Below are 26,098 nucleotides of genomic sequence, written 5' to 3'. Positions count from 1 at the left end.
GCGCCCTCCGCCTTAGTTTTTAAACGGATTGCGCGACGTGCTGGCGCGGGTTGTGACCGGCGCGGCGCTGGCCGACGGGAAGGCTGGCAGCACCGCGCTGTCGGACGGTTCAATAATACCGAGCTTCTTCTCCTCCACGCGCTGCTGCTGACGGGCGCGGATCTGGTCATATTTCTCTTTCGACGCCGCGCTGAAGTTATCGTCGTCGCGCAGGACGGTGGTATGGATAAACACCATCAGATTGCGCTTCGAGGTATCCTGCGAGGTGTAGCGGAACAGCTGGCCGACCAGCGGGATATCGCCGAGCAGCGGCACTTTGGAAACCGACTGCTTGGTGACGTTTTCCATCAGGCCGCCAAGCACCACCGTCTGGCCGCTGTGTACCATCACTTCGTTGTTGATGGTGCGGGTGTTGAAGGTTGGGCCGAGGCTGGCGTCCTCCGTCGCGCTGTTGTCGACGCTGGAGACTTCCTGCTCAATCTTCAGGTGGATCATGTCGCCATCGTTGATCTGCGGCACAATTTTCAGCTTGGTACCGACCGTCTTACGCTCAACGGAGTTAAAGACGTTGTCGCCGCTGGTGGTCTGCGAGCCGGAGAGCACCGGCACATCCTGCCCGACGTTGAATGACGCTTCTTTGTTATCCAGCGTGACCACGCTTGGGGTGGAGAGAATGTCGTTCTTGCCGTCGGTGGAGAGCGCGGTCATCAGGGCACCGAAATCGCCGTTAAAGAAGCCGGTCGCAAGGCCAGTGAAGCTCGCCCCCTTCATGGTGCCGTTTTTAATCTGGCTGATAGGCAGACCGGTTGAGCCGAACTGTACGCCGCCGTGCTTGCTGGTCCACTGCACGCCGAGATCCAGGCCGTTACCGTCCTGCACTTCCGCGATGATGGCTTCCACCAGCACCTGTGGACGACGGATGTCGAGCTTGTCGATCACCTTCTCCAGAGAGTTCATCACGTTAGGCTGGGCGGTGATCACCAGCGAGTTGGTTGCCTCGTCGGCGGTAATGTTCAGATCGCTGGACGCAGGCGCGGCTTTCGACTTCGGCGCGCCCGCCTTATCCTTCAGCTGCTCGCCAATGCCGGTCAGGACCGGAACCACCTTGGTGGCGCTGGCATACTTGAGATAGAAGACGCGGGTATTCCCCTCGTTATTTTGCTCGCGATCCAGCTGATGGATCAGGGAGCGGGTACGCATGCGCGCGTCTTCCGAGCCGCTGATCACCAGGCTGTTGGTTTCGTCATCTGCCACCACTTTGGTGGCCAGCTGCGGCGCGTTCTGCCCTTTCTGCTCTTCATTGTTGAGGTTGTTCAACATGTCGGAGAGCTCTTTAGCGGACGCAAAGCGCAGCGGCACAATCTCGCGGCGCTGAATACCGTCTTTGTCCACGCGCTGAACCAGATCCACCAGGCGATTGACCACCGAGGCTTTACCGGTCAACAGCAGCACGTTGGACGGCTCGAAGTGCACCACGTTCCCGATGCCGGTGGCATCGTTGAGCTGGCGCAGCAGCGGGGCCAGCTCGCGCACCGGCACGTTTTCCATGCGCACGACGCGGGTGATGATTTCGTCGCCTTTGCCCGGATTTTTACCGTCGGCCAGCGGCGCACCGGCGGTGCGGGCAATGCTTGAGCGCACCACCTTGACCATGCCGTTATCCATCGGGATCACCGACAGGCCGTACAGGTCCAGCACGCTCAGGAAGAACTGGTAATACTCATCTTCCGTCAGCACGTTATAGGTTCTGACCGACACCGTGCCCTGAACGGACGGATCGACCAGAATGGTTTTGTTCAGATTGCGGCCTACCGTATCAATAAACTCGCGGATATCGGTATTTTTAAAGCTGGCGCTAAAGTTAGCTGCAAGCAGCGAACTGGAATATAACGACAATGCGGTCAGCGCCACGCACGCCCAAGGAAATTTCTTCATGTCTGTACACTTGTTAATTGTTTAGAACATTGACCCGAATATTTTCAAGGTGAGCGTGACGTCTGACGACGACCTCCGCTTCTTTCATTTTCGACCAGTTGGCAATAATATTTTTTGCCTTTGCTGCATCGGTCATATCGACAGAATTGACTTTTACCGCCACATCGCCTTTTTCCAGCCCGGAATGGCTGTAGAAGGCAGAGGCATTCCTTGGATTAATGTTGTAGCCTTCCAGTTGGCCCTTTTCGATAAGTGGTTTTAACACCAGATAATCATCCAGATGCACGCTTTCCGCACCTGCATCTTTCGTCGATTTGGTTACCGGACCGCTGTCAACGCCGCCCTTAAAATAATCAGGTTTATTTAACGCCAGTACCTGCGTAGCACCTTCGTAATTAACCACCACATTGTCTTTGTTAATTTCCTGAATAAAGGCATCGTTAAAACCGGTCAGCGCCTCGCCTTCGCGATAGCTCTTCTGTCCCCCCGGCGTTTTGATCACGGCGAAGGAGAGCCAGGCATCGTCGCTGCGGACGATCCCCTCAATTTCGGCGGCGAGCGGGGCTTTCGCGGCCGCAGGCAGGCTATCCTGACGCACGGCGGCGGTGAAAAGTGAAAAAGCCTTTTCTTCCTGACGTCTTTTTTGCGGTTTCGCCGCTGCGTTCGCCAGCTTATTCGTCACTTTTTTATAATCTTTAAAAATGACGTAGCCTTGCTGACCGCAAAAAATCAGCAATACAAACATAATACAGGGCGTTATCCACCGTGAAAGAAGTGAGAACCTCATTATTCATCTGGCCTTTAGCAAAGCGAAAATAAGCAGCATCATGCTGCGCCAATATGTGGCATAAATAGTAATTAGCGGCCAGATAATCGACCACCTGCTTCGCCGTTAACTTTGATAAAGAAAAAGATTGACCGTCAAAAAGACCGGTGTTAGAGGTAGCCAACAGGTTATTTTTACCCTGTCCGTAAATTGACCATGATGCAGCCTTGCCGTACTTTTCCGGACCATTGCTATTCATGTCCAGAGACGGTAAGTCGCTATGTATCAGAGTCATTTTAAATTTAATCACCCGCCTTTTCGAAAAATCACCCGCGCCTCGGGCGATTTCTTCGTGCCGTATCATCAGGATATTTTCAACCTGCTGAAAGAGAAAACCCAACAGGCGGGGATTATTGGGCTCTTTGCTGACGATGCCCCGCTGCTGGGCCAGTTCAGCGACGTCCTGAAATCCACTTCCCCTGGCGTTATTGCTATCAATGCGTTTCCAAAACTGAGTGCCAGTAGCCTGCTGTATAAACTCAACCCGGGAACGAAAGAGAGCAAAAACCGGCTTCAGGCGGTGGATACCATCCTGCACCAGTGGCAGGGAGGAAAAAGCAGGACGAAAGTGCTGGTGATTAGCCATACCGATGCCATGAAAGAGACCTGTCGGGAGGTGCTGGCTCTGCTGCTGACGCGTGCGCAGGAGCTGGAGTTTCGCCTGTCCGTCGTGCTGATGGGGCCAGCGGATCGGGATGCCGCGCTGATGCAGCAGCCTGAACTGCGTGAATATGCGCATACCTGTCACACCCTGCGTCCCCTTACCTGCCGGGAGTTTCTCAGCTACGTTCAGGCGCAGTGTGAAGCGCACGGGTGTGAGCACGCGCCGTTAACCCCGGCGCGGGTGCGTAAAATGCATGCCCTGACTAAAGGGAATATCAGCAAGCTGAACGAGCTGGCGCACCTGTCGATGCTTGCCGCCTGGACCGAACGTGCAGCCCAGGTCAGCCCGCGTCATTTGCGCCTGGCGGCAGGTGAGATCCTGCCTGCGAAAAAACACGTTAAGCGCCTGGCTACCGTGGGCTTATTCGCCTCCGTGCTGTTCGCCGCCTGCGGCTGGTATTTGACCTCTTCGATCGGTGCAAGACTTCCGATTCAACTGCCGGTGCCTGCAAGCTGGAAACAGCAGACGCCAAAAGTCCAGGCGCCGGTGGTGCCGGTTATCGACAACGAGGTGGTTAATCAGCCGGATGCGATGCATCAGCTCTATCTGATGTGGGGGTATGACGCCTCGGCGGAGGATGCCCTGTGCCAGAACGCCGCGAAGGTGAACCTGATGTGTAAGCAGGGGAATGCTTCCCCGGATGCGCTGGCACAGGAAGGGTATCCGTGGGTGAGTGAACTGAAAACCGGCAACCACCTTAACTATGCCGTGGTCGCCCGCGTCGGGGATAACTCACTCGACCTGCTGATGAACAACCGCACCTGGCAGGTAAGCCGTCACTGGTTTAACCAGCATGCCACCGGCAACTATACTCAGCTCCACCGCCTGACGCCGGAAGGCAAAGACGCCATCAGCGCCGCCAGCGATGCGAAAGACCTGAGCTGGCTCGATCAGCAGTTAAGCCAGGCACTGGCTCAGCCTGAAACGCATTCACAAACCTGGACGGCGGAACTAATGAAACGCACCCGCGAGTTCCAGCAAAAAATGCATCTGCGCGTCGACGGCATTCCCGGGGAAGATACGCTGATGCAGTTAATGCGTGACACCAACACCACGCCGAGCGTACTAATACAGGCCTCGCGTTCCACGCCGGACGCGAAAAAGCAGGAGAAGCATTCCTGATGTCTACCATCTGTCTTGCGGCTCAGCGCAGCTACGTTTCCGGGGAAGCGGTCTGGTTTTCGTACCGCATGCCCAGCCTGAGAAAGATCGTTTCTAACACCTTGTTAGGAATAGTAAGCCTCTGCGTCATGCTGATGGCGGGGCTGTACGCCCACGTTTACTGGCAACTGCGCCACCCTGCGCCGGAGCCGGTAAAAAAAGTGCACGTGGCGAAGCCTGAAACGCAGCTTTCCGACATGCACTACGTGTATGTGAGTAAGCCGTTCCCGCATCCGCACCCGAAACCCGCGCCGGTGCAGGCCGACGTCCCTGCCATGCAGGATCTGCCGATTAACAGCGACGACGCCGACTGGCAACAGGCGCCGGACGGCACGGTGCCGCACGATACCTCGCGGGATACCCTCCCCGGCACGCAAGCGCACGACGATGCAGCCCCCGCCCGCACGGACGGTGACGACGGTTCATTAACCGAGCTGTTTAAGCAGGCGTTAAAAGAACAGGAGCAGGATTATTCGCAAGGCAAAATACCCGCGCCGCCGGTTGACGAAACGCAGGATAATGCTCAGGCCAGCACATTACATAAAGAAAATTCCCGGTCTCCGTTAAGTGAAAAAGGAGACCGGCTGGAATAGTTAATATTTTTCAGGCAGGTTGGTGATGTTAAGGAGTCGACCCTTTTCCACCACAATATATTGACCTTTTTTCAGGTCGGAAAGAATTTTGATAATGGTGCTGCGTGCCAGGTTGGTGTATTCCTGAATATAATCATAAACGTTGATATCGCGTTGATGATGAACAATCAGTTCATTAATCTCCAGCAAAAACTCGCGCACAACAGAATAGGCGCTGCGGGCGACCAGCACGTCATCACGCTTGCTCAGCATGCAGATATACCAGGCCAGCACTTTGGTAAGCTCAGGCCATAAGCCTTTCTCCGTCATAAGCTGAGAAAAGGCGTCTTTAGGAATCGAACGCACCACGGTGTTCGAGCGGACCAGGCCATACATATGGGATGAATGATAAAAAATGGAAGAGAGTCCATACACGCACTGCCCCTGCAGGGTGAACATACAGAGCTCGTCGGATTCGCGGCGAAATTCCACCTCACCGCTGACGATAACATGAATAAATTCATTGTCGACGGTGGTAATTTTTTGCCATTTCTTTAACGTTTTTTCTTCATATCCTTCTGTTGCGGAAATAATGTTTTCCATTTCATGATGCGGACGTAATTTTCTGCCATATATGCTTAACATTGTTATACCCGAATTAAGATGTTAATTTTAGATAAAAAGGGGCCACGGTGGAACCACCGAACTATTTGTATAATCCTGATAAAAACTTCTGGAAGAAGTGAAGTAAGAGCAATAAGCAGGTGTTATTTTTTGTTATTACTTAGCAAGCTATACGTCTATCTTAAATGAGGGTATTTTTAAGTCAATTAACTAAAAATGAATTGAGAATGTACTTAAGATTAATCTCAAAGAAAATAAGGTAATATGACCTGGTCAGGGGGCAGTCCTGAAGGACTACCCCTGCCCGTATTTCTCTAAAAGCGCCTCGGCGATGGCCAGGGTTTCTACGTCAGCCACGCCGTTCCACAGCGCGGGGCGGAAGTGCATCTGAAACGCGCAGATCACCCTCTTCTGCTGCTGTTCCGTGGCGTTGTCCGGCACCTCATAGCCATAGCGCGTCAGCACATCGAGCAGCGCCTCTCGTTCGACCTCCTGATAGCGCGGCCGTCCATTGATATAGAACGCCACGCGGGCAGGATCGGGCCAGGCACCTATCCCCTGCTGAGCCAGCTGCTGCCACGGAAACAGCGGACCGGGATCGTCTTTACGCTGCGGGGCGATGTCCGAATGGGCCACCACATTTTCAGGTCTGATGTTGTAGCGGGTAATAATGTCTTTGGCGAGCGGCACCAGCGCTGCAATCTGCGCAGGCGCAAACGGAGTAAACGTTTTCACGCCGTCGCGCATTTGCCAGCCGCGGTTCTCGAGCTCAATGCCGACAGAGGTATCGTTGATGCGATTCGTGCCGCGCCAGAAGCTGATGCCCGCATGCCAGGCCAGCTCGCTCTCGGGAACCAGCTGCCAGATGCGCGGCTTGCCGTCCGGCGCCGGGGGGCTGGCTGGGATCAAATAGTGAGAGCTGACGTTTTTATCCGTCAGCGTGGCCAGCGAGCTGTCAAAATCATCCGCGGTGTAGTGGATCACCAGCACCTTGATGCGCGGGTAAGCCGCCTGCGCCTGATGACGCGTATCCAGCTCGTAGGCGCCTTTATCAACGATCCCCTTTTCCGTGACGCATCCTGCCAGCAGCAGCGCCAGCAGGAGGGTGGCAAACAAACGCGTCATCGCAGGGTTTTCACCGCCGTACCGCTTACGCTCACCATCAGCATGCTGGCATCTTTACCGACCGTTTCGTAGTCGATATCAATCCCCACGACCGCATCCGCGCCGAGGGCTTCCGCCTGCTCGCCGAGCTCTTTGAAGGCGATTTCGCGGGCTTTGCGCAGCTCTTTTTCGTATGCACCCGAGCGGCCACCCACGATATCGCGGATACCGGCAAAAAAGTCACGGAAGATATTGGCGCCGAGAATCGCTTCGCCGGTGACCACGCCGCAGTACTCGGTAATTGTCTGCCCTTCCAGGGTTGGCGTTGTTGAAAACTGCATGGTTTCTCTCCTTCTTTAGCGTTCAATGCCTTAGGCACAGCATTATCGGTTCGTTACGCTATGATTGAAAGGATAGTTAATAAATAAGGAAATCAACATGCGCTATTCAGCTTTAACACTTTTCGTGCCCTGCGCGCTGGTGCTCAGCGCCTGTACCACCACGGTCACGCCTGCCTTTAAGGATATCGGTACCCGCAGCGGCCCCTGCATTGAGGGCGGCCCGGACACCGTGGCGCAGCAGTTCTATGATTATCGCATCCAGCACCGCAGCAACGATCTCACCGGCCTGCGCCCGTATCTGAGCGATGGCCTGGCAAAACTGCTTAATGATGCCACCCGCGATCCGCAGCACAACGCGCTGCTGAAATCCGATCCGTTCTCCAGTCGCACCACGCTACCGGACAGCGCCGAAGTGGCCAGCGCGTCAACCATCCCGAACACGGATGCCCGTAATATTCCACTGCGCGTGAAGCTGACGCAGGGTACCCAAACCTGGCAGGACGAAGTGCTGATGATCCGTGAAGGACAGTGCTGGGCGGTGGACGACGTACGCTACGTGGGCGGCAGCGTTCATGCCCCGGCGGGCACGCTTCGCCAGTCGATTGAGAACCGCTGATTCATCAATGATAAAAATGTTACCCCCGTAAAATGTCCGGCATTTCTTGCGGAATGCCGACATTTATACTCGCCGACCTTGCCGTTCGCTATTTTGTGCTATGTTTAAGAGGAAACACGGGTTATATTTAACTTTTAACGCAGAAATATTGCATAACTATTCTGTCAACGGTACTATCTGCGGCCTCAATTGCTATAGATTGCCTGGATGAGTAAAGACTGCCCCGATGAGTATTAAACTAAACGGCATTAACTGCTTCTACGGCGCACACCAGGCGCTGTTTGACATCACGCTAAACTGCCCGGAAGGCGAAACGCTGGTTTTGCTTGGCCCAAGCGGTGCAGGTAAAAGCTCCCTTCTGCGTGTTCTTAATCTGCTTGAGATGCCCCGTTCAGGTACGCTGGCGATTGCCGGTAACCATTTTGATTTCGCGAAGACGCCGTCTGATAAGGCGATTCGCGAACTGCGTCAAAACGTCGGCATGGTCTTCCAGCAATACAATCTCTGGCCGCACCTGACCGTGCTGCAGAACCTGATTGAAGCCCCGTGCCGCGTGCTGGGGTTAAGCAAGGATCAGGCGATTGCGCGTGCCGAAAAGCTGCTGGAGCGTCTGCGCCTTAAGCCCTACAGCGACCGCTACCCGCTGCACCTGTCCGGTGGTCAGCAACAGCGCGTGGCCATTGCCCGTGCGCTGATGATGGAACCCGCGGTGCTGCTGTTTGATGAACCGACGGCGGCGCTGGATCCGGAAATCACCGCCCAGATCGTGAGCATCATTCGCGAGCTGGCGGAAACCAACATTACGCAGGTTATCGTCACCCACGAAGTGGAAGTGGCGCGCAAAACCGCCAGCCGTGTGGTCTACATGGAAAATGGGTATATCGTTGAGCAAGGTGATGCGAGCTGCTTCGCTAACCCGCAAACCGATGCCTTCAAAAACTATTTATCTCATTGATTGTGTCAGGGGAAATATAATGAAAAAAGTATTACTTGCCGTGCTGCTTGCTGGCGTTACCCTTTCTGCTACCGCAGCCCAGACCATTCGTTTCGCAACGGAAGCCTCTTACCCTCCGTTTGAGTCCATTGATGCGAATAACAAAATTGTGGGCTTCGACGTGGACCTGGCTAACGCCCTGTGTAAAGAGATCGATGCAACCTGTACCTTCAGCAACCAGGCGTTCGACAGCCTGATTCCAAGCCTGAAGTTCCGCCGTATCGACGCCGTGATGGCCGGTATGGACATCACCCCCGAGCGTGAAAAGCAGGTGCTGTTCACTACCCCTTACTACGACAACTCCGCCCTGTTCATTGGTCAGAAAGGTAAATTCACCTCTGTCGATCAGCTGAAAGGCAAAAAAGTGGGCGTGCAGAACGGTACCACGCACCAGAAATTCATCATGGATAAGCATCCGGAAATCACCACCGTTCCGTATGACAGCTACCAGAACGCGAAGCTGGATCTGCAAAATGGCCGTATCGACGGCGTATTTGGTGATACCGCGGTGGTGACCGAGTGGCTGAAAGCCAACGACAAGCTGGCGCCAGTGGGCGACAAAGTGACCGATAAGGATTACTTCGGTACCGGTCTGGGGATTGCCGTTCGTCAGGGCAACACTGAGCTGCAGCAGAAATTCAACGCTGCGCTGGAAAAAGTGAAGAAAGACGGCACCTACGAAACCATCTACAAAAAATGGTTCCAGAAGTAATTCCTGATGAATGAAATTTTTCCTTTAGCAAGCGCCGCCGGGATGACCGTCGGCCTTGCCGTTTGCGCACTGATTATCGGCCTCGTGCTGGCGATGTTCTTTGCGGTGTGGGAATCCGCGAAATGGTTCCCCGTCGCCTGGACAGGCTCCGCGCTGGTCACCGTGCTGCGTGGGCTACCGGAAATTCTGGTGGTCCTGTTTATCTATTTCGGCTCCTCACAGCTGCTGCTGACGCTGTCTGACGGCTTCACGATCAATCTTGGCTTTGCGCAGATCCCGGTGCAGATGCAGATCGACAACTTCGACGTCAGCCCGTTCCTGTGCGGCGTGATTGCCCTCTCCCTGCTCTACTCCGCGTACGCGTCGCAAACCCTGCGCGGTGCGCTGAAAGCCGTGCCGCAGGGACAATGGGAGTCGGGTCAGGCGTTAGGGTTATCGAAATCCGCCATCTTTTTCCGTCTGGTCATGCCGCAGATGTGGCGCCATGCCCTGCCGGGGCTCGGCAACCAGTGGCTGGTGCTGCTGAAAGATACCGCGCTGGTGAGCCTGATAAGCGTTAACGATTTAATGCTGCAAACCAAAAGCATCGCCACCCGTACCCAGGAGCCGTTTACCTGGTACATTGTGGCGGCGGCGATCTACCTGGTGATCACGTTGCTCAGTCAGTACATCCTCAAGCGTATTGACCTGCGTGCGACGCGCTTTGAACGGAGACCAGGCTGATGCTTGAATACTTTCCCGAGTTGATGAAAGGGCTGCACACCAGCCTGACGCTGACCGTGGCGTCCATTATCGTGGCGCTGATCCTGGCCCTTATCTTCACCATCATCCTGACGCTGAAAACGCCGGTGCTGGTGTGGATTGTGCGCGGGTACATCACCCTGTTTACCGGTACCCCGCTGCTGGTGCAGATATTCCTGATTTACTACGGCCCGGGCCAGTTCCCGTCGCTGCAGGAGTATCCGGTTATCTGGCATCTGCTTTCTGAGCCGTGGCTGTGTGCCCTGATTGCCCTTTCGCTGAACAGCGCGGCCTATACCACCCAGTTGTTCTACGGGGCGATCCGCGCCATCCCGGAAGGCCAGTGGCAGTCCTGCGGGGCGCTGGGCATGAGCAAGAAAGACACGCTGGCAATCCTGCTGCCGTACGCCTTTAAGCGCGCGCTCTCCTCCTATTCCAACGAAGTGGTGCTGGTATTCAAAAGTACCTCGCTGGCCTACACCATCACCCTGATGGAAGTGATGGGCCACGGACAACTGCTGTATGGACGCACCTATGACGTGATGGTGTTCGGCGCGGCGGGCGTGGTGTATCTGGTGGTGAACGGTCTGCTGACGCTGATGATGCGCCTGATCGAGCGTAAGGCGCTGGCGTTTGAGCGCAGAAATTAACCACGCGAATGCATAAAACGGTATTCATGAAGCGGGTAACCTGATGGGTTATCCGCTTTTTTTTGCGATAAAAATAATATTTAATCATTTTTATTGCATATAAATTCATTAACTGGCATTGTACATCCAGGCCGCAGACACGGCGCATCAATAAGACAGACGGGAGCATTACAATGAAAAAGTTAGTTCTGGCCGCATTACTCGCCACCTTCGCCGCTGGCGCATCCGCTGCGGATAAAATCAATTTCGGCGTGTCCGCCACCTATCCGCCGTTTGAGTCGCTGGATGCCAGCAACCAGATCGTCGGTTTCGATATCGATCTGGCGAAAGCGCTGTGCAAACAGATGCAGGCCGACTGCACCTTTACTAACCATGCTTTTGACAGCCTGATCCCGTCGCTGAAGTTCAAAAAATACGACGCGGTGATCTCCGGGATGGACATCACGCCTGAGCGCAGCAAGCAGGTGGCGTTCACCGACCCGTACTACGCCAACTCGGCGGTGGTGATTGCGAAGAAAGGCGCGTATACCTCTTTCGATCAGCTGAAAGGCAAACGCATCGGGATGGAAAACGGCACCACGCACCAGAAATACCTGCAGGACAAACATCCTGAAGTGAAGACCGTGGCCTATGACAGCTACCAGAACGCGATTATCGACCTGAAAAATGGCCGTATCGACGGCGTCTTCGGCGATACCGCCGTGGTGAACGAGTGGCTCAAAACCAACCCGCAGCTGGGCACGGCTACCGAGAAAGTGACCGATCCACAGTACTTCGGCACGGGCCTCGGCATTGCGGTACGTCCGGATAACAAAGCCCTGCTGGAAAAACTGAACGGCGCGCTGAAAGCGATTAAAGCGGACGGTACGTACCAGAAAATCAGCGATCAGTGGTTCCCGCAGTAATGTCTTTTGCCGGGTGGCGGCTTCGCCTTACCCGGCCTACGGGGGGATTTGTAGGCCGGGCAAGCGCAGCGCCGCCCGGCACTCTCTCATAACGGCACAAAGAACCTGAACCGCGCCCCGCTCACCGACTCCATTAGCCTGATCCCGCCCCCGTGCAGCTCCAGCATCCGTTTCACGATTAATAGCCCCAACCCGCCGCGATTCTCCCGCGAGGCCTGGGTATTGAGCGCCGACGGCCGCTGGAACAGATCGTCGCGCAGCGAGGCATCCACGCCCGTTCCGCTGTCGGACACTTCGACCTGCAGCTGTTCATTTTCCTGCCACACCGCCAGGCGAATTTCTCCGCCGCCCGGCGTATGGCGCATCGCGTTATCCAGCAGGTTGGTCACCACGCGTTCAATCATCGACACATCGGCGTTGACCATCGGCAGCGGCCCCGGCACGTCAATATGCAGATTGACCTCTCGCGTGCGGGCCGTGAGCTCAAACTTCTGCGCCACGTCGGAAATCAGCTCCGCCATTGCGAACCGCTCGCGCTGGGGTTTAATACCGCCGTGCTCAAGGCGTGCCAGCTCAAACAGCTGCTGCGAAAGATGCCGGACTTTTTGCCCCTGACGCAGCGCGGTGGCGAGATACTGCTGGTGCTCCTGCGGCGTCAGGGTGGCGGATTTGAGCGACAGGGTTTCGAGATACCCCAGCAGTGAGGTCAGCGGCGTGCGGAGATCGTGCGAAATATTGGCGATAAACTCCCGGCGCTGGCGATCGCTGTCGGCCAGCCGATCCCACTGTTGGGTGATTTTGCGCGCCAGCTCAATAAAGCTGTTGCGCAGGATCGCCACTTCATCTTTTGCCGCCGTGTCCGGCGTCTGTGCCGCCAGCAGCCTGATTGCGCTCATGCTGTCTTGCTCCAGCCCGGCGACCTCCACCGTCAGCTGTTTGACCGGACGCGTGACCCAGTACCAGACCAGCAGCCCTGCCAGCAGCCCAAACAGCGCGACCCACAGCAGTGACCACAGGACGGTACTCCACAGCGCCTTGTGCCAGGCCATTTCCGCCAGAGCGTTTGACTCCTCGCCCTGCAAGATAATGTACAGATAGCCTTTTAGCTCGCCGTCCTGCCGCAGCGGCATGGCGCTGAAGACTTTTTGATTTTGACTGCGCGGATCGTCGCCCAGTACCGGCATGGCGGTGCCGCTCAGGAAGCTCTGCACCGGCGCCAGGTCGATTTTTTGCCGCTGAATATGGCCCGGCGGTGCGGCATCGGCGAGGATATCGCCGTCAGGAGAGATAACGTACAGCTCAACGCTCGGATTAAAGGTCATCAGCCGGCCAAACAGCGGTTTCAGCGCGCTGCGGTCGACCCGGCCCTGCGCGTCCAGAATCGGTTCGCGCTGGACGATCTGCTGCGCCAGCCCACCCGACAAACGCTGCACCATTGCGTTACCGTACTGCATGCTGCTGTAGAGCTGTACCGCGCAGGCGACGGCGGCGCAGAGCATCATCAGCAGGATGAAGAGCAGCGTCAGGCGCTGGCTCAGGCTAAAGCGACGCATCATGCTGCGGCTCCGCAAATTTGTAGCCCTTGCCCCAGACGGTGCGAATGATCTCCGGCTCGGCGGCGTCCTTCTCTATCTTGATGCGCAGGCGGTTGATATGGGTGTTGACGGTGTGCTCGTAGCCTTCGTGCTGGTAGCCCCAGACCTGCTCCAGCAGCGCCAGACGGGAGAACACCTCGCCGGGATGACGGGCAAAGAAGTAGAGCAGCTCGAACTCGCGCGGGGTGAGGTCCACCACCTGGCCGTGTAGCAGCACGCTGCGCGCCAGCGGATCGATGGTCAGTCCGTGCGCCTGAATGTGTCCGTCGGTTTGCGCCTGCCCCATCGCCTGCTGGCGACGAAACAGTGCTTTGATACGCGCAATCAATTCCTGCACGGAGAACGGTTTTGCCAGATAGTCGTCGGCGCCGGTTTCCAGCCCGGTGATGCGGTCGGTTTCGCTGCTGCGGGCGCTGATGATGATCACCGGCAGGTAGCGCGTCATCTGACGGATGCGGCGGCAAATCTCCAGACCGTCCACGTTGGGCAGCATCAGGTCGAGGATCACCGCATCCCAGGTCTGGGCTTCAAGACGCTGCAGGGCATTGCCCCCGTCGGGCTCGTGGGTGATGGCGTAGCCTTCGTCTTCTAAATTGAGTCGCAGAAGCGCCGCGATATCGTGGTCGTCTTCCACCAGCAGGATCTGCTTCATGGGTAAGCCTTCAATCATTTCTTATGACGTAAGCTTACCTGATTTCGAGCGGGGGAAGAGTTCACATTTTGTTGAACATTGTGCGGAGGTCATGCCGGGTGGCGGCTACGCCTTACCCGGCCTACCCGAACCCGTAGGCCCGGTAAGCGCAGCGCCACCGGGCGATGTTGAGGATTAGTGCGTTTTCACCAGCAACGTCAACACTTCATAATGCGCGGTATGCGGGAACATATCAAAAAGCTGAACGCGTTCAACGCGATAGCCCGGTAGTTGCGCAATGTCTTTCGCCATGGTCTGCGCATTGCAGCTGGAATAGATGATGTATTCCGGCGCCATCTGGCTCAGGTAGTCGCACAGCGCATTGCCGATGCCGCGGCGCGGCGGGTTGACCAGCACCAGCTCCGGCACGTTGCCCTGGCCGGTCGCGAACTGCGTGGAGTCGAGCGCCTGGAAGTGCAGATTCGTTAACCCCAGTTCGGCAGCGGACTGCTTCGCGCAGGCAATCGCTTCGGCAGAGATCTCAATGCCGGTGAGCTGCATCTCCGGCGTGGCGCAGTGCAGGCCAAACCCGCCCACGCCGCAGAACAAATCCCACATGTGGTGAACGTTCAACGCACGCACCCAGTCGCGGGCGGTGGCGTACAGGCTGCTTGCCACGGTCGGGTTGGTCTGGAAGAAGCTTTGCGGGCGGATCCACAGCGGCACGCCGTTGAAGCTCTCCGCCAGCGCGTGCTGGTCGGTGAAGAAAATCTCTTTCTCCCCTTCCATGATCGCCATATGTACCGGCTGAATGTTCGCCGTAATGACCTTAAGCTGCGGAAGCTGTTCCTGCAGCCACGGCAGCGCCGCGCGCAGCTGCTCAAGCTTAGTTTCAGAGCGCAGCACGAAGCGCAGCATCATGCCGCCGTCTTTCTGGCTTTCGGTCAGCAGAAGGTATTTCAGCTCGCCACGCTTACGGGCCACGTTATAGGGCGTTAACCCCGCCCGGGCAATAAACGGCTTGAGTGCGGCAAAGACCGGCGCAAAGGAAGCGGGATACAACGGGCAGTCGGTTAAGTCTTCCGGCGTGCCGTCGCGGTGCAGCATCCCCAGCAGCGGTTTTTCCACGCTGCCGCTGACCACCATTTTGGCTTTATTGCGAAAACCCTGCTCAGGGCCGCTGACGGGTGCGCACCACTCGCCCACCGCGTGTTCTGCCAGCAGCTGTTGCAGGTCGGCCATTTTGGCGGTGAGTTGTTGAGAGACCGGTTGTTCTATCCACTGACAGGAGCGGCAGCGTCCGGCGTCATAGAGTGCGCACTGCATATGAAAACCTTAAAAATCACGAGGGCTGCGATTATACACATTATTGCAGGCGGAAGAACCGCCGACTGGAGGCCGGAACGAAGAGAAGAAAGAGCACCAGCATGTCCGGCAGTTTTTGCATAAACAGCGCGCGCAGGATCTCGCGTTTGGACTCACCGGCAATACTGAACAGCTCCGGGTAGCCATACCCCAGCGAAGCGGCCCACAGATAGCTCGCCGCGGTAATCTGCGTCAGCATATAGACCCAGCGCGCCCAGTTGCGCCCTTTAACCAGCGAAAACGCGCAGTAGATCTCGATAAACACCAGCACCAGACTGCTCAAAAAGACCAGCGTCAGATTCCACGTCTGCACGCTGCGGTGAATGAATTCACCGATGCCGCGCACGCCCAGGGTATTCAGAATCATCAGCACGTCCAGGCAGCGGATCATAATAATGGCGAGCGCCGCCACCTGAACCAGTGCAGGTACGTTAGGACGTGCGTGCGTAATACGTGATTTTTTTAATAATCCCAATGTTTTACTTCCCTGAAAAACAGTGCCGCGTCATGCGCGGCACATCACTGGAAATTTTAAATCCTTCAGCCGCGTCTTGCACGTTGGATATCGCGCACGCGCTGTTTTTCCGCGCGCGCCATCAGATACCAGGCGATAAATCCGACAATTCCGACCACGCCGAGGATGATAGAGGCCAGGGCGTTGATCTCCGGGTTGACCCCCATGCGCACGCTGGAGAAAACCAGCATCGGCAGCGTCGTCGCCCCCGGGCCGGAGACAAAGCTGGCGATAACCAGATCGTCGAGCGACAGGGTAAACGCCAGCAGCCAGCCGGAGATCACCGCCGGCATAATCATCGGCAGCGTGATGATGAAAAAGACCTTCAGCGGCGTCGCGCCGAGATCCATCGCCGCCTCTTCAATGGAGCGATCCAGCTCGCGCAGGCGTGAGGCGATCACCACCGCGACATAGGCGGTACAGAAGGTGACGTGCGCCAGCCAGATGGTGAGCATCCCGCGGTCCGCCGGCCAGCCGATGGCGTGCGCCAGGGCCACGAACAGCAGCAACAGCGCGAGACCGGTGATCACGTCCGGCATCACCAGCGGAGCGGTGATCATAAAGGCGAAGCCGTTTGAACCGCGAAAACGCCCGAAGCGCACCATCACCAGCGCGGCGATCGTGCCCAGCACGGACGCCATGGTCGCCGCCAGCGCCGCAATGGTCAGGCTCAGCCCCACCGCGCTCATCATCGCATCATCGTGGAACAGCTCGCTGTACCAGCGCGTCGACCAGCCCGCCCAGACCGTCACCAGTTTGGAACTGTTAAACGAGTAGATCACCAGCATCAGCATCGGCGCATACAGGAAGGTAAAGCCGATGACCAGGATCGCAATTCGCCACGGGGAGCGCACTACCGGTAAGTTGTTCATCCGTGATCTCCCATCTGTTTCTGCTGATGCTTGTGGAACCACATGATCGGCACGATCAGCAGCAGTAGCATCACGATCGCCACCGCCGAGGCCACCGGCCAGTCGCGGTTATTGAAGAACTCCTGCCACAGCACGCGGCCAATCATGATGCTGTCAGGCCCGCCGAGCAGTTCCGGGATCACAAACTCCCCCACCGCCGGGATAAAGACCAGCATCGACCCGGCGATAATGCCGCCCTTGGTCAGCGGGACAATGACGCTGAAGAAGGTTTTTAACGGACGGGCACCGAGATCGAGCGACGCTTCTACCAGCGAGTAGTCGATACGGGTCAGCGCCGTGTAGATCGGCAGCACCATAAATGGCAGATAGGCGTACACAATGCCGATATAGACCGCGAGATTGGTGTGCAGGATCGTCAGCGGCTGATCGATCACCCCGAGCCACATCAGGAAGTTGTTCAGCACGCCGTTGTTTTTCAGGATCCCCATCCACGCGTAAACGCGGATCAGGAACGAGGTCCACGACGGTAAAATCACCAGCAGCAGCAGGATGTTACGCGTTGACGGCTTGCTGTGCGCCACCGCCCACGCCAGCGGGTAGCCCATCACCAGACAGCAGAGCGTCGAGATCGCCGCCACCTGCAGCGACTGCAGATAGGCTTCGAAATAGAGCGGGTCGTCGGTGAGTTGCAGGAAGTTACCCAGGTTTAAGGTCAGCGTCAGCTGCCCGTCGGCCCAGTCCAGCAGGTTGGTGTAAGGCGGGATCGCCCGCGCCATTTCCGCCAGGCTTATCTTGAAAACAATCAGGAACGGCAGCAGGAACAGCAAGATCAGCCACACGTACGGCATGGCGATCACCAGCTTGCGGCCGTGCTTCATCTGCATGCGCGTCAGCCAGTGGGCAAAGCCGCCCGGTTTTTCGACGCGGGCTGGAGGTTCAAGTGTACTCATTGGCCGCTCCTTATACCGTCAGCACAACGCAACTGTCTGCATCCCAACACAGGCGCACTTCGTCGCCCCAGGTCGGCTGTCCCTTGCGATAGCGATGTTCGTTCTGTAACTGCGCGCTGAGCATCTGCCCACTTTTCAGGCGCACGTGATAGATAGAGAGATCGCCCAGATAGGCAATGTGCACCACTTCCCCGACGGCAAAGTTATAGCCATCAGCAGGCGGATCCTCACAGAGCATGATCTTCTCCGGGCGTAGCGCAACGTAGACCGGCACGTTATCCACCACCGAGTTATCCGGATCGACCTTAAGCGGATGCTGCAGCCCCGGCGATTCGATGACCAGACCGTCTTCCTGACGATCTTTCAGCAGCCCTTCGAAGACGTTAACCGAGCCGATGAACTCCGCGCTGTAGCGGGTGGTCGGATGCTCATAAATCTCTTCCGGCTCGCCAATCTGCACGAACTTGCCGCGGTTCATGATCGCAATACGTCCGGCCATGGTCATGGCCTCTTCCTGGTCGTGGGTCACCATCACGCAGGTCACCCCCACGCGCTCAAGGATATCGACCACTTCGAGCTGCATACGGTCGCGCAGCTTTTTATCCAGCGCGCCCATCGGTTCGTCAAGCAGCAGCAGTTTCGGGCGTTTTGCCAGGCTGCGAGCCAGGGCCACGCGCTGACGCTGGCCGCCGGAGAGCTGGTGCGGCTTACGCTTGGCGAACTCCTGCATGTGCACGAGGCTCAGCATCTCGGCCACGCGCGCGGTAATTTCGGCTTTCGGCAGCTTGTCCTGCTTCAGGCCGAAGGCGATGTTCTGCTCCACCGTCATGTGCGGAAACAGTGCGTAGGACTGGAACATCATGTTGATCGGGCGCTGATACGGCGGCACGCTGGAGAGATCCACGCCGTCGAGCACGATCTGCCCGGCGGTGGGCTGTTCAAAACCGGCCAGCATACGCAGCAGGGTCGATTTACCGCAGCCAGAGGCCCCCAGAAGGGCAAAAATTTCGCCTTTATAGATCGTCAGGCTGACGTCATCCACGGCATGCTGGCCATCAAAAGATTTGGTGAGGTTACGAATTTCAAGCAGCGGGGTCAGCGCTTTACGGACTTTCGCCTGCGGGCGGGGGATCGCGTCATTCACGGGGTGTTCTCCGGTAGAGATCAAAACTGGTGCAAACGCACCGTCAGGGTGCGCATCGCCGGGCGGCACTAATGCTTGCCCGGCCTACGGGTTGTAGAGGCCCGGTAAGCGATAGCGCCAGCGGGCAGCAATACCAAACGCCGTTATTTACCGCTTTTCACCTTGGTCCACGCGCGGGTACGCACGCGGTCAATTTTTGGATCCTGAACTTTCAGGGTGAAGAGCTTGGCGAACACATCCGCTGGCGGATAGATAGCCGGGTTATTACGGATCTCTTCGCTCACCAGCGGCACGGAGGCCTTGTTACCGTTCGCATAGTAAACGTGGTCGCTGATGTGGGCGATAACCTCAGGACGCATCAGGTAGTTGAGGAACTGATACGCTTCGTCTTTGTTTTTCGCGTCAGCCGGCATCGCGAAGACGTCAAAGAAGGCCAGCGCCCCCTCCTTCGGAATGAAGTAAGAGACGTTCACGCCGTTTTTCGCCTCTTTCGCGCGGTTAGCCGCCTGCCAAACGTCCCCTGCCCAGCCAATCGCGACGCAGATGTCGCCGTTCGCCAGGTCGTTAATGTACTGGGAAGAGTGGAAGTAGCGAATGTTTGGACGCAGCTTCAGCAGCAGATCGGTCGCCGGGCCGGTGTAATCATCCGCCTTATTGCTGTTCGGGTCTTTGCCCAGGTAGTTCAGCACGGTCGCGAAAATCTCTTCCGGCGCATCGAGGAAGGAGACGCCGCAGCTTTTCAGCTTCTCAAGGTTTTCCGGCTTCAGTACCACGTCCCAGCTGTCCAGCTTCACGTCCGGGCCCAGCGCCGCCTTCACTTTATCAACGTTAAAGCCGATACCGGTGGTCGCCCAGAGATACGGCATCGCGTATTTGTTGTCCGGGTCATGCTTGGCCACCAGCTTCAGCACTTCCGGATCGAGATTTTTCCAGTTCGGTAATTTGCTCTTATCCAGCGGCTGGAAGACGCCTGCCGTCAGCTGGCGCTCGAGGAAGCTTGCGGAAGGCACCACGAGGTCAAACCCGGTGCTGCCCGCCATCAGTTTTCCTTCCAGCACTTCGTTGGAATCGAACACGTCGTAGACCACTTTAATGCCGGTCTCTTTTTCGAAATTTGCGACCGTGTCCGGCGCAATATAGTCAGACCAGTTATAAACGTGCAGCGTTTTTTGTTCCGCAGCGAGCGTGCCGGCAGAGACGGCCATCAGAGCACCCGCAACCAGACCCGATAACCATTTTTTATTCAAGGCGATCATAGTGTTATTCCTTCTGAAAGCTCGTTAACAAACGAACTAAAACTGTGCAATCTGGATATATGCAAAAATCATGCATAGTTTGTCGCTCTGCTCAAAATAAAAAGAAACCTCTTTACCCGGCAGCTTCCGCTCGCTTTTTGAAGCATCGCAAGAATAACTGTAGCCCGTGTCTCCGGCTATAGCCCAGACGAAAAAACGCCTTTTATCAATTTTTTATGCAGGTTAAGTCTACGTGATAAGCCGAAACAGCCTTCAGGGAGGTGAATAATTCTTTAAAGGAAGGTTAAAAGCAGCAGAAAAAATGGCCTTCTGCAGCCGCCATGGCAGCGACTGCGCAAAAGTCAGACAGGCTTAGTGAAGAAAATTGGGAGATGCATCATTATTCTCTGCATCATCTTCCGCGCTATACAGCAGATGGTGTGCATTGGCTTCCATCATGACCATCGAAATTTGCTCTTCGCTCAGGCGCATAAACCAGGCGAACTGCTTGAACGACAGCCCTGCCCCGGAGAATAAAGACTGGCAAACGACCAGTTTTGGCAGATTATCATCCTGTATGTCGAGAAATGCCTTCACCGTCAAAGAACTGGCATTGATGGCCGACAGGTCGGAGGCCAGCGCCAACAGCGCGGACGGCTTCACTTCGGCCAGCGCGGAGAAAAGGATCACGTCGTTAATCAGATCGATTTTGGCATCGAAAATGCCGTCGAAATTCTGCATATGAGGCAGATGCAGCGCCTGGCAGGAATCGCATTCGAAGAACGTAATTCCGGCATCATCAAGCCATTGACGTAACGTATCCAGTGTAGGTACGACCTGTAAATCCATCGCGATGCAGCCTCTTTAATAAAAACTTCGCATAGGGTACTCAAAAAGCGCGCGGTAATCCATTTAACCACCCGTTTTCAGACAGTAGCCCGGCGTCGCATGACGCTCGATCCATAAGATCATTTTACCCGCAATATCGACCCCTGTGGTTTTTTCCACGCCTTCCAGCCCCGGCGAGGCGTTCACCTCCATGACCAGCGGCCCGCGCGTCGCGCGCAGAAGATCTACACCCGCCACGTCCAGCCCCAGGGTTTGCGCCGCTTTCACCGCAATCTCTCGCTCGCGGTCGCTGATATCGGCTACACGCGCGACGCCGCCGCGGTGAAGGTTAGAGCGGAAATCACCCTCTTTGGCCTGGCGCTCAATGGCCGCCACCACCTCGTTTCCCACGACGAAGCAGCGGATGTCGCGCCCTTTGGCCTCTTCGATATACTCCTGCACCAGAATGTGGGCATTCAGCCCGCGGAAGGCGTCAATCACGCTCTCCGCTGCCTGACGCGTCTCCGCCAGCACCACGCCAATGCCCTGGGTGCCTTCCACCAGCTTGATCACCAAAGGGGCGCCACCCACCATGTCGATCAGATCGCTGGTGTCGTCCGGTGAATGGGCAATTCCGGTGACGGGGAGATCGATCCCCTGACGGGCAAGGAGCTGCAGCGAGCGCAGCTTGTCGCGGGCGCGGGAAATGGCGACGGATTCGTTGAGCGGATAGCTGCCCAGCATCTCGAACTGGCGCAGCGCGGCGGTGCCGTAGTAGGTAATCTGGGAGCCGATGCGGGGGATGACCGCATCAAAATGCGGCAGCTTGCGGCCTTTGTAGTGAATCGACGAGGCGGCCGGGTCGATGTTCATATAACAGGACATCGGGTCGAGGATCTCAACCTGATGCCCGCGTTTCGCCGCCGCTTCTCTCAGGCGCTTACATGAATAGAGCGTTCCATCCCGGGACAATATGGCAATTTTCACCCTGCACCTCTCTGAAGACATGGAAAAAGCCTGCGTATCATATACGCAGGCAGGCGCAGGATAAATGGACTATCGCGTCGCCCAGCCCTGTTTGTGCAGATAATCAAGAATAAACGGGCGATTTTCTTTAATGATGGTGCGACGAATATGGTCAGTCCAGGTATCACGACGGTTATTGCTGCCGCGCGTCAGGTAGTAGTTCGCCAGCTCTTCATCGTATTGATTCAGGACATCCTGATCGACCGGCTGGTAGTGGTTTTCATGCACCAGCATCGCCGCAGGAATGCGCGGCTTCAGATCCGGGTTATCCGCAGGCCAGCCGAGGCACAGGCCAAACAGCGGCAGCACGTGTTTTGGCAGCTTCAGCAGCTCGGTCACGCTTTCGATGTTATTACGCAGACCGCCGATGTAAACGCCGCCTAACCCCAGCGATTCCGCCGCCGTGAAGGCGTTTTGCGCCATCAGCGCGGTATCCACCACGCCCAGCAGCAGCTGTTCGGCCAGCCCGAGTTCGGCCTCAGGGCAGATCTGCAGATGACGGTTGAAGTCGGCGCAAAACACCCAGAACTCGGCCGCCTGGGCCACATGCTTCTGCCCGCCGGTCAGCGTCACCAGTTGTTCACGCATGGCCGGATCGGTGATGCGGATAATGGAGCTGCACTGCAGGAAGCTGGAGCTTGAGGTCGCCCTGGCGCTGTCAATAATCGCGGCACGCTGCGCCTCGGTAATCGGCTCATCGATGAAGTGGCGAATGGAACGGTGGGAACGGAGCAGGTCAATCGTGGGTGTCATCTTGTCTCTCTTTGTCTTGCTTAATACGTATTGCAGCCAGTATAGGCAATGATTTGCGCGATGTAATTGGCGAAACATAGCCTGACTGTATCAAAGCGACAGGCGAAACCTTCTTTAATGGCGGCAGGTTATCGGGCACTATATGTCTTATTCGCCGTCAGGCTTGTTTTTTGAGGAGAGAGAAATGTTTGCAGTAATTTTTGGTCGTCCAGGGTGCCCATACTGTGTACGCGCGAAAGAGCTGGCTGAGAAACTGACCGAAGAGCGCGATGACTTCAACTTCCGCTACGTGGATATCCACGCGGAAGGTATCACGAAAGCGGATCTCGAGAAAACCGTCGGTAAGCCGGTTGAAACCGTACCGCAGATCTTCCTCGATCAGAAACACATCGGCGGCTGCACTGACTTTGAAGCCTACGCCAAAGAGCATCTGGGCTTGTTTGCCGCCCAGTAATGTGAAGACGCCCTCACCGAGAGGGCGTTTTTATTTGTGGTGCCGTCGGTGCCGAAGCAGACTGCGCACAAATAAGTAGCAGAGCGCGCCAAGGGCGCACCAGAATACAGCGCTCATCAACCATGCCAGCTCCTGCCAGAAACTCCGCGTTGAGATATAGAGCAAGCGCATCAGCAGCAAACAGAGCGGCGCGGCCAGCATGGCACCCAACAGCGGCTTCACCACCTCCCCTTTACGGGAGAGAAAACTGGCAGCAGCCCCCGGCAGCGTAAAAAAGAGCAGCCCCAGCTCCGGATGACCCGATGTCCTGAATGCCCCTTTCACGTTAAAAGCAAGCGACATGCATACGACCGTGAACAGCAAAAAGCAGCTGATCACCCCCGCCCAGTTTCGTTTAATGTTCAAACTATCCTCCTGACTTATCTCTATCAAATACACTTTCGTCGGGTAGACGCCCAGTCAGATAAAGCAATGCGGCAATCCTTGCCAAAGTACGCACAGGGTGATGCGATAATCAGTAGCTGTCAGTAGCTAATACGATTAAACTACACGCCAGCTAATGTTTTAGGGAATAAAGCAGGAAACAGGGAGCGTTAACGCCTTTCCCTGACCCAGAAAACAGTAGCCCAAAAAGTCCTTTCATTCAACAACTTACTGGTAAACAAGAAGTTAGCCTCCGTGAATATAAACGTCGCAGACTTGTTAAATGGGAATTACATCCTGTTATTATTTGTGGTACTGGCGCTGGGCCTTTGCCTGGGTAAATTGCGCCTGGGTTCAGTTCAACTTGGTAATTCCATTGGCGTTTTAGTCGTCTCCTTATTATTAGGCCAGCAGCACTTCAGCATTAACACGGACGCGCTCAACTTAGGTTTTATGCTGTTTATTTTTTGTGTTGGCGTGGAAGCAGGACCGAACTTTTTTTCAATTTTCTTCCGCGACGGCAAAAATTATCTGATGCTGGCGCTGGTAATGGTCGGCAGCGCGCTGCTGATCGCCTTAGGGCTGGGTAAACTGTTTGGCTGGGATATCGGGTTAACGGCCGGTATGCTGGCAGGCTCCATGACGTCCACCCCTGTGCTCGTGGGCGCCGGTGATACCCTGCGCCATTCCGGCATGGCCGGCGCGCAGCTTTCTACCGCACTCGACCACCTGAGCCTCGGCTATGCCCTGACCTATCTGATTGGTCTGGTGAGCCTGATTGTCGGCGCACGCTACTTGCCAAAACTGCAGCATCAGGATCTGCAGACCAGCGCCCAGCAAATCGCACGCGAGCGCGGTCTCGATACCGACTCCAAACGTAAAGTCTATCTCCCGGTGATCCGCGCCTATCGCGTCGGGCCAGAGCTGGTTGCCTGGGCTGACGGCAAAAATCTGCGTGAGCTGGGGATTTACCGCCAGACGGGTTGCTACATCGAACGTATCCGCCGCAACGGCATTCTGGCGAACCCGGACGGCGACGCGGTGCTGCAGATGGGTGATGACATCGCGCTGGTGGGTTATCCGGACGCCCACGCCCGTCTCGACCCGAGCTTCCGTAACGGCAAAGAGGTGTTCGACCGCGACCTGCTCGACATGCGCATCGTCACCGAAGAGATCGTGGTGAAAAACCATAACGCCGTGGGCCGCCGCCTGGCGCAGCTGAAGTTGACCGACCACGGCTGCTTCCTCAACCGCGTGATCCGCAGCCAGATTGAGATGCCTATCGACGACAATGTGGTGCTCAACAAAGGCGACGTGCTGCAGGTCAGCGGCGACGCCCGCCGCGTGAAAACCGTGGCCGACCGCATCGGCTTTATCTCCATTCACAGCCAGGTCACCGACCTGCTGGCCTTCTGCGCCTTCTTTATCGTTGGCCTGATGATCGGGATGATCACCTTCCAGTTCAGCAACTTCAGCTTCGGCATCGGTAACGCCGCCGGTCTGCTGTTCGCCGGGATCATGCTGGGCTTCCTGCGAGCGAACCACCCGACCTTCGGCTACATTCCGCAGGGCGCACTGAACATGGTGAAAGAGTTCGGCCTAATGGTCTTTATGGCGGGCGTGGGCTTAAGCGCGGGCAGCGGGATTGGTCACAGCCTCGGCGCCGTCGGCTGGCAGATGTTGGTTTCCGGACTTATCGTCAGCCTGGTACCGGTGGTGATCTGCTTCCTGTTCGGTGCCTACGTGCTGCGCATGAACCGCGCCCTGCTCTTCGGGGCAATGATGGGCGCGCGTACCTGTGCGCCTGCTATGGAAATCATCAGCGACACCGCGCGCAGCAACATCCCGGCGCTGGGCTATGCGGGCACGTATGCTATCGCTAACGTGCTGCTGACACTGGCGGGTACGCTGATTATCATCATCTGGCCCGGACTCGGATAACTCCTAAGAATGCGCGTAGCGGAAAATATTTTTGTTACGCGCAGAACTTTTTTATCAGGGGGCAGTCATAACTAGTGCCACTGCTTTTCTTTGATGTCCCCAATTTGTGGAGCCCATCAACCCCGCCGTTTTGGTTCAAGGTTGATGGGTTTTTTGTTGCCTGAAAATTACCACTCTGTAAATTAATGCTTTATGCCGCCAGGTTCCCCTGCATAGCGACATCGTCGCGGCAGAACTTTTATATAGCTGTAACAGATAATAAAAAACCAGCCAGCGGCGGGTCTGTATCAGTCAGCTAATTGTTCCTGCAATTCTTCCGGATTTTGGAACGCGCCACTCAGTATTGAACTCATCGATTCGCACTTAAAGCTCCCGATAAATCGTATTTTGATTAAAAAAATCAGGTCATTATCCTAAAAATCCCGTGCTTTTCATAAACATGATCTGCTTTGAACTTCCATATTAGTTACAGGCATACGCTGGAGCGGATAGAAACACTATGGAGGGGACAGGAATGCAGTT

The 26,098-nt window shown here is 56.2% G+C and carries 28 protein-coding genes; 10 read left to right on the top strand and 18 right to left on the bottom strand.

Translation table 11 applies throughout. The annotated features are described in order from the left end of the window. Positions 1-12: 12 nt before the first annotated feature. From gspD to ABFV38_RS07135, 3 genes are read right to left on the bottom strand one after another with little or no spacing between them, the layout of a single operon-like run. Positions 13-1,935 carry a type II secretion system secretin GspD gene (gspD, locus tag ABFV38_RS07145; RefSeq protein WP_048027122.1) on the bottom strand — a complete coding sequence of 641 codons (1,923 nt, stop codon included), beginning with the start codon at positions 1,933-1,935 and terminating at the stop codon, positions 13-15. A 13-nt stretch (positions 1,936-1,948) separates the two neighbouring features. After that, entirely contained in the window at positions 1,949-2,680 is a 732-nt protein-coding gene (gene gspC, locus ABFV38_RS07140; protein WP_048027121.1) for a type II secretion system protein GspC, read from the bottom strand. Then, complete coding sequence (locus ABFV38_RS07135) at positions 2,631-2,960, bottom strand: hypothetical protein (RefSeq protein WP_146751435.1); 330 nt, start codon at positions 2,958-2,960, stop codon at positions 2,631-2,633. Before ABFV38_RS07135 ends, gspC begins: the two co-directional genes overlap by 50 nt. A 21-nt stretch (positions 2,961-2,981) precedes the next feature. Between ABFV38_RS07135 and ABFV38_RS07130 the strand changes: the two genes are divergently transcribed. Together ABFV38_RS07130 and ABFV38_RS07125 are read left to right on the top strand one after the other, a co-directional pair. Beyond that, entirely contained in the window at positions 2,982-4,547 is a 1,566-nt protein-coding gene (locus ABFV38_RS07130; RefSeq protein ID WP_348958946.1) for a peptidoglycan-binding protein, read from the top strand. Beyond that, positions 4,547-5,179, top strand: a complete 633-nt coding sequence (locus ABFV38_RS07125) for a hypothetical protein (protein ID WP_348958944.1) — start codon at positions 4,547-4,549, stop codon at positions 5,177-5,179. Before ABFV38_RS07130 ends, ABFV38_RS07125 begins: the two co-directional genes overlap by 1 nt. On the opposite strand, the gene ABFV38_RS07120 is transcribed toward ABFV38_RS07125, so the two are convergent. The 3 genes from ABFV38_RS07120 to ABFV38_RS07110 all read right to left on the bottom strand — a co-directional run bounded on the left by ABFV38_RS07120 (position 5,180) and on the right by ABFV38_RS07110 (position 7,227). Continuing rightward, entirely contained in the window at positions 5,180-5,803 is a 624-nt protein-coding gene (locus ABFV38_RS07120) for a helix-turn-helix domain-containing protein (RefSeq protein ID WP_348958942.1), read from the bottom strand. It lies immediately after the preceding gene. Positions 5,804-6,076: 273 nt separating this feature from the next. Continuing rightward, positions 6,077-6,907 carry an N-acetylmuramoyl-L-alanine amidase gene (locus ABFV38_RS07115; RefSeq protein WP_348958940.1) on the bottom strand — a complete coding sequence of 277 codons (831 nt, stop codon included), beginning with the start codon at positions 6,905-6,907 and terminating at the stop codon, positions 6,077-6,079. Then, positions 6,904-7,227, bottom strand: a complete 324-nt coding sequence (locus tag ABFV38_RS07110) for a heavy metal-binding domain-containing protein (RefSeq protein WP_023310944.1) — start codon at positions 7,225-7,227, stop codon at positions 6,904-6,906. The genes ABFV38_RS07115 and ABFV38_RS07110 overlap by 4 nt, the downstream gene beginning before the upstream one ends. A gap of 97 nt (positions 7,228-7,324) precedes the next feature. Here ABFV38_RS07110 and ABFV38_RS07105 point away from each other — a divergent pair, with 97 nt between their 5' ends. From ABFV38_RS07105 to artJ, 6 genes are all read left to right on the top strand, one after another. Then, positions 7,325-7,843 carry a lipoprotein gene (locus ABFV38_RS07105; RefSeq protein ID WP_045908429.1) on the top strand — a complete coding sequence of 173 codons (519 nt, stop codon included), beginning with the start codon at positions 7,325-7,327 and terminating at the stop codon, positions 7,841-7,843. A 226-nt stretch (positions 7,844-8,069) separates the two neighbouring features. After that, positions 8,070-8,798, top strand: coding sequence for an arginine ABC transporter ATP-binding protein ArtP (gene artP, locus ABFV38_RS07100; RefSeq protein ID WP_008500030.1), 729 nt, complete (start codon positions 8,070-8,072; stop codon positions 8,796-8,798). 19 nt (positions 8,799-8,817) lie between these two features. Then, complete coding sequence (artI, locus tag ABFV38_RS07095) at positions 8,818-9,549, top strand: arginine ABC transporter substrate-binding protein ArtI (protein WP_008500032.1); 732 nt, start codon at positions 8,818-8,820, stop codon at positions 9,547-9,549. A 6-nt stretch (positions 9,550-9,555) separates the two neighbouring features. Then, the gene (gene artQ / locus ABFV38_RS07090) at positions 9,556-10,272 is read left to right on the top strand and encodes an arginine ABC transporter permease ArtQ (protein WP_008500033.1); all 717 of its coding nucleotides are present in this window, start codon (positions 9,556-9,558) and stop codon (positions 10,270-10,272) included. Beyond that, positions 10,272-10,940 carry an arginine ABC transporter permease ArtM gene (artM, locus tag ABFV38_RS07085; protein WP_023310940.1) on the top strand — a complete coding sequence of 223 codons (669 nt, stop codon included), beginning with the start codon at positions 10,272-10,274 and terminating at the stop codon, positions 10,938-10,940. Before artQ ends, artM begins: the two co-directional genes overlap by 1 nt. Positions 10,941-11,113: 173 nt before the next feature. Next, the gene (gene artJ, locus ABFV38_RS07080) at positions 11,114-11,845 is read left to right on the top strand and encodes an arginine ABC transporter substrate-binding protein ArtJ (protein ID WP_033145047.1); all 732 of its coding nucleotides are present in this window, start codon (positions 11,114-11,116) and stop codon (positions 11,843-11,845) included. A gap of 86 nt (positions 11,846-11,931) precedes the next feature. Here the strand turns inward: artJ and ABFV38_RS07075 are convergent, their stop codons facing one another. From ABFV38_RS07075 to nfsA, 11 genes are all read right to left on the bottom strand, one after another. Then, complete coding sequence (locus tag ABFV38_RS07075) at positions 11,932-13,401, bottom strand: ATP-binding protein (protein ID WP_348958937.1); 1,470 nt, start codon at positions 13,399-13,401, stop codon at positions 11,932-11,934. Next, on the bottom strand, positions 13,385-14,092 hold the full coding sequence (locus ABFV38_RS07070) for a response regulator transcription factor (RefSeq protein WP_025912904.1): 708 nt from the start codon (positions 14,090-14,092) through the stop codon (positions 13,385-13,387). Before ABFV38_RS07070 ends, ABFV38_RS07075 begins: the two co-directional genes overlap by 17 nt. 174 nt (positions 14,093-14,266) lie before the next feature. Further along, on the bottom strand, positions 14,267-15,397 hold the full coding sequence (gene rlmC / locus ABFV38_RS07065; protein ID WP_348958935.1) for a 23S rRNA (uracil(747)-C(5))-methyltransferase RlmC: 1,131 nt from the start codon (positions 15,395-15,397) through the stop codon (positions 14,267-14,269). Positions 15,398-15,437: 40 nt separating this feature from the next. Further along, positions 15,438-15,911, bottom strand: coding sequence for a YbjO family protein (locus ABFV38_RS07060; RefSeq protein WP_045908434.1), 474 nt, complete (start codon positions 15,909-15,911; stop codon positions 15,438-15,440). A 65-nt stretch (positions 15,912-15,976) separates the two neighbouring features. Next, positions 15,977-16,822 (bottom strand): putrescine ABC transporter permease PotI, encoded by an 846-nt coding sequence (potI, locus tag ABFV38_RS07055; RefSeq protein ID WP_008503447.1) that lies wholly within the window; start codon positions 16,820-16,822, stop codon positions 15,977-15,979. After that, positions 16,819-17,772 carry a putrescine ABC transporter permease PotH gene (potH, locus tag ABFV38_RS07050; RefSeq protein ID WP_024907854.1) on the bottom strand — a complete coding sequence of 318 codons (954 nt, stop codon included), beginning with the start codon at positions 17,770-17,772 and terminating at the stop codon, positions 16,819-16,821. Before potH ends, potI begins: the two co-directional genes overlap by 4 nt. A gap of 10 nt (positions 17,773-17,782) precedes the next feature. Beyond that, positions 17,783-18,916, bottom strand: coding sequence for a putrescine ABC transporter ATP-binding subunit PotG (gene potG / locus ABFV38_RS07045; protein ID WP_021240929.1), 1,134 nt, complete (start codon positions 18,914-18,916; stop codon positions 17,783-17,785). Between the two features lie 143 nt (positions 18,917-19,059). After that, a complete protein-coding gene (gene potF, locus ABFV38_RS07040; RefSeq protein WP_045908435.1) occupies positions 19,060-20,172 on the bottom strand; it encodes a spermidine/putrescine ABC transporter substrate-binding protein PotF in 1,113 nt (370 codons plus the stop codon). Between the two features lie 351 nt (positions 20,173-20,523). Further along, complete coding sequence (locus ABFV38_RS07035; protein ID WP_003858385.1) at positions 20,524-21,000, bottom strand: YbjN domain-containing protein; 477 nt, start codon at positions 20,998-21,000, stop codon at positions 20,524-20,526. Positions 21,001-21,063: 63 nt separating this feature from the next. Then, a complete protein-coding gene (gene rimK / locus ABFV38_RS07030) occupies positions 21,064-21,966 on the bottom strand; it encodes a 30S ribosomal protein S6--L-glutamate ligase (protein WP_045908436.1) in 903 nt (300 codons plus the stop codon). A gap of 69 nt (positions 21,967-22,035) precedes the next feature. Next, entirely contained in the window at positions 22,036-22,758 is a 723-nt protein-coding gene (nfsA, locus tag ABFV38_RS07025) for a nitroreductase NfsA (protein ID WP_348958931.1), read from the bottom strand. Positions 22,759-22,942: 184 nt separating this feature from the next. Between nfsA and ABFV38_RS07020 the strand changes: the two genes are divergently transcribed. After that, positions 22,943-23,212, top strand: coding sequence for a GrxA family glutaredoxin (locus ABFV38_RS07020; protein WP_006809455.1), 270 nt, complete (start codon positions 22,943-22,945; stop codon positions 23,210-23,212). A 30-nt stretch (positions 23,213-23,242) separates the two neighbouring features. Here the strand turns inward: ABFV38_RS07020 and ABFV38_RS07015 are convergent, their stop codons facing one another. After that, complete coding sequence (locus ABFV38_RS07015; RefSeq protein ID WP_348958930.1) at positions 23,243-23,617, bottom strand: inner membrane protein YbjM; 375 nt, start codon at positions 23,615-23,617, stop codon at positions 23,243-23,245. Between the two features lie 273 nt (positions 23,618-23,890). On the opposite strand from ABFV38_RS07015, the gene ABFV38_RS07010 reads away from it, so the two are divergent. Continuing rightward, positions 23,891-25,576 (top strand): aspartate:alanine antiporter, encoded by a 1,686-nt coding sequence (locus tag ABFV38_RS07010; RefSeq protein WP_014169303.1) that lies wholly within the window; start codon positions 23,891-23,893, stop codon positions 25,574-25,576. The last annotated feature ends 522 nt before the right edge of the window (positions 25,577-26,098 follow it).

Source organism: Enterobacter cloacae complex sp. Mu1197, from assembly GCF_040059225.1.
In the GTDB taxonomy this organism is placed as follows: Bacteria; Pseudomonadota; Gammaproteobacteria; order Enterobacterales; family Enterobacteriaceae; genus Enterobacter; species Enterobacter quasiroggenkampii.
The sequence above is the reverse complement of the archived record's forward strand: the minus strand, read 5'-3'. Positions and strand labels throughout refer to the sequence as shown.

Bases quoted from the DNA above. Each gene is read 5' to 3' on its own strand.
- ABFV38_RS07105 (WP_045908429.1), top strand. From the start codon at position 7,325: ATGCGCTATTCAGCTTTAACACTTTTCGTGCCCTGCGCGCTGGTGCTC.
- artQ (WP_008500033.1), top strand. From the start codon at position 9,556: ATGAATGAAATTTTTCCTTTAGCAAGCGCCGCCGGGATGACCGTCGGC.
- nfsA (WP_348958931.1), bottom strand. From the start codon at position 22,758: ATGACACCCACGATTGACCTGCTCCGTTCCCACCGTTCCATTCGCCAC.
- potH (WP_024907854.1), bottom strand. From the start codon at position 17,772: ATGAGTACACTTGAACCTCCAGCCCGCGTCGAAAAACCGGGCGGCTTT.
- ABFV38_RS07135 (WP_146751435.1), bottom strand. From the start codon at position 2,960: ATGAATAGCAATGGTCCGGAAAAGTACGGCAAGGCTGCATCATGGTCA.
- ABFV38_RS07110 (WP_023310944.1), bottom strand. From the start codon at position 7,227: ATGCAGTTTTCAACAACGCCAACCCTGGAAGGGCAGACAATTACCGAG.
- artP (WP_008500030.1), top strand. From the start codon at position 8,070: ATGAGTATTAAACTAAACGGCATTAACTGCTTCTACGGCGCACACCAG.
- ABFV38_RS07020 (WP_006809455.1), top strand. From the start codon at position 22,943: ATGTTTGCAGTAATTTTTGGTCGTCCAGGGTGCCCATACTGTGTACGC.
- potI (WP_008503447.1), bottom strand. From the start codon at position 16,822: ATGAACAACTTACCGGTAGTGCGCTCCCCGTGGCGAATTGCGATCCTG.
- artM (WP_023310940.1), top strand. From the start codon at position 10,272: ATGCTTGAATACTTTCCCGAGTTGATGAAAGGGCTGCACACCAGCCTG.
- ABFV38_RS07075 (WP_348958937.1), bottom strand. From the start codon at position 13,401: ATGATGCGTCGCTTTAGCCTGAGCCAGCGCCTGACGCTGCTCTTCATC.
- ABFV38_RS07125 (WP_348958944.1), top strand. From the start codon at position 4,547: ATGTCTACCATCTGTCTTGCGGCTCAGCGCAGCTACGTTTCCGGGGAA.
- ABFV38_RS07035 (WP_003858385.1), bottom strand. From the start codon at position 21,000: ATGGATTTACAGGTCGTACCTACACTGGATACGTTACGTCAATGGCTT.
- ABFV38_RS07070 (WP_025912904.1), bottom strand. From the start codon at position 14,092: ATGAAGCAGATCCTGCTGGTGGAAGACGACCACGATATCGCGGCGCTT.
- gspC (WP_048027121.1), bottom strand. From the start codon at position 2,680: ATGTTTGTATTGCTGATTTTTTGCGGTCAGCAAGGCTACGTCATTTTT.
- artJ (WP_033145047.1), top strand. From the start codon at position 11,114: ATGAAAAAGTTAGTTCTGGCCGCATTACTCGCCACCTTCGCCGCTGGC.
- gspD (WP_048027122.1), bottom strand. From the start codon at position 1,935: ATGAAGAAATTTCCTTGGGCGTGCGTGGCGCTGACCGCATTGTCGTTA.
- ABFV38_RS07120 (WP_348958942.1), bottom strand. From the start codon at position 5,803: ATGTTAAGCATATATGGCAGAAAATTACGTCCGCATCATGAAATGGAA.
- potF (WP_045908435.1), bottom strand. From the start codon at position 20,172: ATGATCGCCTTGAATAAAAAATGGTTATCGGGTCTGGTTGCGGGTGCT.
- ABFV38_RS07115 (WP_348958940.1), bottom strand. From the start codon at position 6,907: ATGACGCGTTTGTTTGCCACCCTCCTGCTGGCGCTGCTGCTGGCAGGA.
- rlmC (WP_348958935.1), bottom strand. From the start codon at position 15,397: ATGCAGTGCGCACTCTATGACGCCGGACGCTGCCGCTCCTGTCAGTGG.
- ABFV38_RS07130 (WP_348958946.1), top strand. From the start codon at position 2,982: ATGTATCAGAGTCATTTTAAATTTAATCACCCGCCTTTTCGAAAAATC.
- artI (WP_008500032.1), top strand. From the start codon at position 8,818: ATGAAAAAAGTATTACTTGCCGTGCTGCTTGCTGGCGTTACCCTTTCT.